At 55.9% G+C, this 6,224-nt stretch carries 6 protein-coding genes and 2 pseudogenes; 7 read left to right on the top strand and 1 reads right to left on the bottom strand.

Features of this window, described 5'->3' with window-relative positions:
- Together AC3WPZ_RS27405 and AC3WPZ_RS27400 are read left to right on the top strand one after the other, a co-directional pair.
- Positions 1 to 228 (top strand): annotated as a pseudogene (locus AC3WPZ_RS27405) (HvfC/BufC N-terminal domain-containing protein); the annotation flags it as partial.
- Entirely contained in the window at positions 225 to 683 is a 459-nt protein-coding gene (locus AC3WPZ_RS27400) for a DoxX family protein (RefSeq protein WP_492442506.1), read from the top strand. The pseudogene AC3WPZ_RS27405 and the gene AC3WPZ_RS27400, both read left to right, overlap by 4 nt.
- 6 nt (positions 684 to 689) lie before the next feature.
- Here the strand turns inward: AC3WPZ_RS27400 and AC3WPZ_RS27395 are convergent, their stop codons facing one another.
- Positions 690 to 1,322, bottom strand: a complete 633-nt coding sequence (locus tag AC3WPZ_RS27395) for a hypothetical protein (RefSeq protein ID WP_492442504.1) — start codon at positions 1,320 to 1,322, stop codon at positions 690 to 692.
- A 221-nt stretch (positions 1,323 to 1,543) separates the two neighbouring features.
- Here AC3WPZ_RS27395 and AC3WPZ_RS27390 point away from each other — a divergent pair, with 221 nt between their 5' ends.
- The 5 genes and pseudogenes from AC3WPZ_RS27390 to AC3WPZ_RS27370 all read left to right on the top strand — a co-directional run.
- Entirely contained in the window at positions 1,544 to 1,972 is a 429-nt protein-coding gene (locus tag AC3WPZ_RS27390) for a YciI family protein (protein ID WP_382158985.1), read from the top strand.
- A gap of 703 nt (positions 1,973 to 2,675) precedes the next feature.
- Positions 2,676 to 4,571, top strand: a complete 1,896-nt coding sequence (locus tag AC3WPZ_RS27385; RefSeq protein WP_492442501.1) for an AAA family ATPase — start codon at positions 2,676 to 2,678, stop codon at positions 4,569 to 4,571.
- A gap of 111 nt (positions 4,572 to 4,682) precedes the next feature.
- Complete coding sequence (locus AC3WPZ_RS27380) at positions 4,683 to 5,114, top strand: hypothetical protein (protein WP_492442499.1); 432 nt, start codon at positions 4,683 to 4,685, stop codon at positions 5,112 to 5,114.
- Between the two features lie 245 nt (positions 5,115 to 5,359).
- Entirely contained in the window at positions 5,360 to 5,725 is a 366-nt protein-coding gene (locus tag AC3WPZ_RS27375; protein WP_444686241.1) for a hypothetical protein, read from the top strand.
- Positions 5,726 to 5,821: 96 nt separating this feature from the next.
- A pseudogene (locus tag AC3WPZ_RS27370) lies at positions 5,822 to 6,224 on the top strand (hypothetical protein); the annotation flags it as partial.

Genomic DNA, 6,224 nt, shown 5'->3' with positions numbered 1-6,224 from the left:
GCCCAGGCCGATCTCGTGGGCCAGCACACGCTGCTCACACGGCCCCAGGGCACGGTGCTGGCCCACGAGATCGGCCTGGGCGCCTGCGCGCTGCTCGACGCCTGCGCCCAGGGCCAACCCATCCCCGACGCTGCCGCCTGTGCCCTGGCGGCCGAACCCGGCCTGGACCTCGCCGCCACGCTGGGCCAGCTCATCACCCACGGCGCCTTCACGGCGGTTGCACCATGAACACCCTTGCACGCACGACCCACGCCACCGAATCCATTCGCCTCTGGCTTGAGCGCTGGATCTCGCACGACCTCATCGCCCTGGCCAGCCGCCTCGGCATCGCCGGCATCTTCTGGCTCTCTGGCCGCACCAAGGTCGAAGGCTGGTTCAGCCTCACCGACACCACCTTCCTGCTGTTCAGGGAAGACTACGCGCTGCCCCTGATTCCCCCGGAGTGGGCGGCCTACCTCGCCACCAGCGCCGAACACCTGTTCCCCGTCCTGCTCGTGCTCGGCTTGGCCACCCGGCTGTCGGCCGCCGCGCTGTTGGGCATGACGGCCGTGATCCAGTTTCTGGTGTACCCAGCCGCCTGGCCCACCCACCTGACCTGGGCCGTGCCGCTGCTCTATCTGCTCGGAAGGGGCGCGGGGCGCTGGTCGCTGGATGCGCTGCTGTTGCCGCGACGTAAGGGGTGATGCGGGCTAAGGCGCCGCGCCGGCGGACTTCACCTCGGACAGCTTGCAGCCCTTCTTGAGGAACAAGTCGGTCAGGTGCTCGCTGCGCGCCTGCGCCAGCTCGCGGGCCTGCTCCGCGTTCACCAGGCGCGTCTGCACCTGCATCATTTTTTCCACGCTGTCCTGCATGCTCGCGCGGCGGGCGTCGGCAGCGGCCTGCATGGCGAAGCTCTGGATCTGGCCGCCACCGGGAATCAGGCTGAGCAGGCTGCTGCCCACCGACGAACCCACGCCGCCGCCACCCATGCCGCCGCTGGCCTGTTTCATCATCTCGTTCTGGCTGGCCATCATGGCCGCCTGCGCCTGCTCGACCTCGGCCCCCCGCTCCTGGCTGGTCTTCTCCAGCACCTGGGTTTCCGCATAAATCTGCGCGCAGCTGAGTTCACCATCGCCCAGCTTCTTCACGTTTCGCGGCATCGGCGCCATGCCCCCCGCGCCCATCGGCATCGGTGGCAGGCCGGCCGCATCGTCGGGCTGATCAGCCAGAGCCGCCGCCCGCGCCGCCCCTATCTGCGATGCCACTTGCGCGCCAACCGCCCAAGGCGCGAGCGCCAGCAGGCCAGACAGGGACAGACGCGTGATCGCAGCGGCGGACAGCATGAGGTTCTCTCTTCTTCGATGGAAAGTACGGACGGCCGAAAAGCCCGGCGGGAATTTTCAGGCACCCCGCGCGCGGCGTAAAGTGACGCGGGTCATATTCACGCAGGCCGGCGAAATGTTCGGCGACGCTTCGGCCGACGGCAGGTTGTCGAAACGGCGCGGCCTGAATCGTCGTACCGAGGCGGGCGGATGGTCGCCCCGATCAACCCAAGGAGATCAAGATGCGATTCATGGTGATGGTGAAAGCAACGAAAGACAGCGAAGCCGGCGTGATGCCCACACAAGAGGAATTCGCCGAGATGGGCGCGTTCAACGAGGAACTGGTCAAGGCCGGCGTCATGGAGGCCGGCGAAGGCCTCCACCCAAGTTCTCGAGGCGCCCGGGTCGCGTTCTCGGGCAAGGACCGGCGGGTGATCGACGGGCCGTTCCCGGAAACCAAGGAGCTGGTCGCCGGCTTCTGGATCTGGAACTGCAGTTCGCTGCAGGACGCGATCGAATGGGTGAAGAAGTGCCCCAACCCCATGCGAACCGATTCCGAAATCGAGATCCGGCAAATCTTCTCGGCCGAGGATTTTGGCGATGCGCTGACACCCGAACTGCGTGAGCAGGAAGAGCGGTTGCGCAAAGAGGTGCAGTCGCGCGCCGGCTGACTCGTCGCCGCGCGACGTGGTTGAAGTGGTGCCGCCCACACTCCGCTCTCAACCATGCCGAAGTCATCACGGTCGGCCGCAATGTGTTGTGTGGATTGGGGCCAGCATCAACGTGATGCCATGGGCGCGCTCCGGCTAACACGGCGTGCTCGGGGCGATAGTGTGGTAACGCAGGGTGTGTTAGTCAATGTGACAGCAGCAGCGTGCCGCGCCGAATGATCGGTTTGCTTGCGATGGTGAGAATGAGGAGGCTGCAGTTGAGGCAGTGGACCTGATGTGGATTGCGACGCTCTGGACGCATTCCTCGCATAGCCCTAAAACTCAGTGCTCTGCATGAACTTAGACAAAGACTTGCAGGCAGGCTCCGCTTCGCAGAGCGCAATGCTGAGTATTGCAAATGTGGCGACTATTCAGAAGCGCCATGAGTCTTGGATCACTCCCACTTCCACTAAGACGAGGTTCCTGTGAACTTTACAGCACCTCGCCGCACCGCATTCGCTAGACATTTACCTGAGAAGGCTTGCAAGCCAGACGATTTCGCCCTTAGATAACCGCAAAGCAGGTCGTGAAAATTTTCGCATTAACACTAACTCCATCGGTAGTTACACCGTTTTCGGCGAGCAAAAAAAGTTGTAAGCTCAAGTGAGCAAGAGGTATCAACCTGCGGTCACAACGCAGCAATCAAATACATTTGGAAGTTCAAATGCAGCTTTTGGCGTTTAATATCAAGAATTTTCGCTCAATTATTGAATCCGGCTGGACACCATTCTCCACTGATGGAACCACTGTTTTGGTGGGCCAAAACGAAAGTGGAAAATCATCTGTATTAGATGCGCTGCATTGTGGGTTTTCCAATGTAAGTCCAACTCCCGATGATTTCAGAACAAGTGCACCTCTTCCTTCTGTTAGCTTTAAAATTTGCATTTCATGGGGTGAAATTCCGGATGTGGACGAAATAGATGAAATAGCAATTTCGGTTTTAAAAAACTATCTACAGTCTCGACAAGACAAGGTGCAATTCACTGTACGCTGGGAGCAAAATCCTGGCGAAACTGCCGTGGACCTGAAAACCACGTGGGAACTTGATGACCAGGAATTAGAGCTGATGCTTAAGGAAGCATATGAAACACATGAACAGCTAGCGCTCGCAGCGTTGTTGCAATCAAACGAAGCTCAGTTAACAGCAGACAGTGGTGAGATTCAACAAAATGACGTTGCCCTGTCGAGTTCAAATGAAGAGGAAGAGGAAGAGGAAGAGGAAGAGGAAGAGGAAGAGGGTGTAAAGCAATTGACCTCAGCCAATTTTGCACACTATTTCTGGAGAGCTATCCCTTCATCGGTGCCATTCAATGAACAGATTGGACAGCTTCCAAATACTGTAGACATTGATACTAAGGGGACACCTACTGGCATTGGAGCAAAGGCCGCATCAAATTTTCTCTCAATAGCAGACATCGATCTTAAAGAGCTATTGAAAGATGACAAAAGAACCCAAGAAAACAAGCTAAACAAGGCAAATGCAAAGGTCAGCAAAGATTTTAATGCATTTTGGAGTCAAACTATTGGAAAGCAGGGCAAGCTCGAATTGAGATGCGAAATCGACCGCTACGGCCCAATTCCTGCAGACAAAGCCGGTAAATCGCATTTGGTATTTTGGATATCGGATGGCAATACACAACTTTACCCCAAGCAACGCAGCCAGGGTGTTAGATGGTTCGTTTCGTTTTATTTGCAGCTTAAAGCATCAGAAAAGGCCAAATACAGGCGAGTATTTTTGCTTGATGAACCCGGTGCAAACTTACATTCAAAAGCACAAGGTGATGTTCTCAAATTGCTGGACAAATTGGCCAAAGACAAGTCCACCGTCATATATACCACTCATAGCCCTCAAATGATTGAGTATCCAAAGTTGTACCGCGTACATGCAGTACAACGCGATGGGGATTTGGATGAAAGTCCTACTGTCATTATTGACGCACATCGCTTGGGCACCGCGTCGACCGACACGCTGTCACCCATACTTTTGGCGATGGGCACTGATCTCTCCAACCATCAAGTTATCAAAAAACACAATAATGTACTGATTGAAGAAATGAGTGGCTACTATTATCTTCAAACATTTTGGAGGCTCTCGAATCCAGGGCGCAGGCCACATTTCATAGCTGCAACAGGAGTAAACAAATTAGAACTTTTGGCGAATATGTTTAAGGGCTGGGGGCTCGATTACATAGTTGCAGTTGATGACGACAATCAAGGACGCGGGGTATTCAAAAATCTTAAGCGTGAACATTTTGGAGATGATGATGAGACCGCAAAAAAGCATCTAATAAAGCTTCCTGGCGGCTCAGGCATAGAAGATATTTTTTCCACTTCAGATTTTGCAAAATTTGTTCTAAATGATGCCAGCATCAACATAACCTCGTCCAACACCGAATACCTAAAACAAGCTGGACGATCCAAACCAGTAATAGCGTTTCACTTCTCTCTTAGAGTAGAAAAGGAAAACTTAAAGCTGAACGACTTTTCAGACGAAACAAAGGCAAATATTGAAAAATGCGTGAACTCCATCAATGCTTTGCTTTGCGACGATCCAACATAATCGAAACCAATGACAAGCTTTTTTTCTGCAGAATATTTACTAACCTCCGGAAAACTTCCAAATGGAGGTAGTGCGGTATTCTATAGATCCGCAATAGTTACGATTGAAATAATGCTCATCGCATATTTAGCCTGGCTATCTCTTGACCCTGAAAAACAATGGTCAACCTACTCGATGAACATGTTGCAAAAAGACATTATTTCGTTAACAAAATGGACAGCAGGAGTGTTTGGCGGCGTTTATATTGCCTTTTACGCTCGATTTGTTTCGCAATGGACATATCTCGCCAATCTTTACAATCAGATAAAGCAAACGGAAGTTCAAGGTGTAAAAAATGAAAAGGCGCTTTCCCAATGGAAAGCGGGATTTATTGAGGATGCACTGGATTTACACATGGCCACTAAACCTGGCACCTTGGCGATTATTCGTGCTTGGGGCTTCGGACATGAAAGCGCTCCCGTCTATCAAGCCTTTATTGCGCATGCGCATGATGGGAGGCGCAGATGGGATGATCTTGTAAGCAAAATGGTCAATTCAAAGTAGTCAATTTTTGAAATTTGCAATCTGTGCCTTTGATAGCCATGTGAGGATCATGCTCACTCTCAAACCATCCAAACTCCTCTAGAGCCGTGATAGGCGTGCGTCTGAGAAGCAAACTCCGTGGATGCTGATACATAAATTTGCCATCCTTGCGAAGGCATCACAACTTTTACAGCACTCGCAACGGAGGCATATGAGGACATTCACCTTATCCATGCTCGTTTTTTCTCACATGTACGGGGGCGATCTTGGCTAAATCCAAATCCGACAGCCCCCCGAAAACCAAACGCCCGGACAAGTCCGAGCGCATCGCGTCCCTCGCCCCCCACATCCTCATACTGGCCGAGCAAAGCTTGGAGCAACTCGCGCAGCTGTCCACCACGCTGGAGGCGAGCATTTCGCTGGACACCGCCGTGGCGCCCCAGAGCGCGGAGGACGTGGTGGGCACCTTCGCCCCGCCCGAGCAGATCGACGCAATGCGGCGCTCGCTCAAGGCCGAGATGCGGCGGCAGGCCAAGACGCTGGGCGACTCCATCAACGCGATCTACGCCTGCGCCGCCGAGCTCCATCGTGTTCGGCATTACTGGCCGGCGAAGGCGCCTCGCAGCCACTAGGCGGGCGGGTTCGCAGAGGCTCGCCGGTGTCGCTGGCGGGGGAAGCGTGAGATACGTCGCCCCGGGGCGGCCGGTTTGGATACGACAATCGGCCTCATGTCCGCGCCACCCCCCTCTTCCCGCCCGATGCCGGCGGGACCGTCGCTGGCCACGGAAACCACCGCCCGTGGCCCGTGGGCGGGCATGGACCCCGAACGCCGGCGCATGACGCTGGCGCTGACGTTCTCCCTGATCTTTCACGCCCTGCTGCTGAGCCTGACCTTTGGCGGCCAAGGCATGGGCTTGCCGGGTTTCGGCTTCCCCTGGCAGGAGCGGCGGGCCGAGGTGCCGGTGCTGCATGTGGTGCTGGGGCCGGCGCAGCCGGGCGGCGCGCCCACGCCGGCCACACCCGCGCCCGTGGCGCCCCCGCAGGCGCAAGCCCCCAGCGGGCAGCCCGTGGCGGGCGGTGCCCCGGCGCGCAGCAGCACGCCCGCGCCCGCCGCGGCGCAACCGGCCGCCC

The organism is Hydrogenophaga sp. FW305-3-2-15-A-LB1 (assembly GCF_058787875.1).
This window is presented reverse-complemented; position numbering and strand designations above follow the sequence as displayed.

Coding starts and splice junctions, on each gene's coding strand:
- AC3WPZ_RS27395 (WP_492442504.1), bottom strand. CDS start 1,322: ATGCTGTCCGCCGCTGCGATCACGCGTCTGTCCCTGTCTGGCCTGCTG.
- AC3WPZ_RS27390 (WP_382158985.1), top strand. CDS start 1,544: ATGCGATTCATGGTGATGGTGAAAGCAACGAAAGACAGCGAAGCCGGC.
- AC3WPZ_RS27385 (WP_492442501.1), top strand. CDS start 2,676: ATGCAGCTTTTGGCGTTTAATATCAAGAATTTTCGCTCAATTATTGAA.
- AC3WPZ_RS27380 (WP_492442499.1), top strand. CDS start 4,683: ATGCTCATCGCATATTTAGCCTGGCTATCTCTTGACCCTGAAAAACAA.
- AC3WPZ_RS27400 (WP_492442506.1), top strand. CDS start 225: ATGAACACCCTTGCACGCACGACCCACGCCACCGAATCCATTCGCCTC.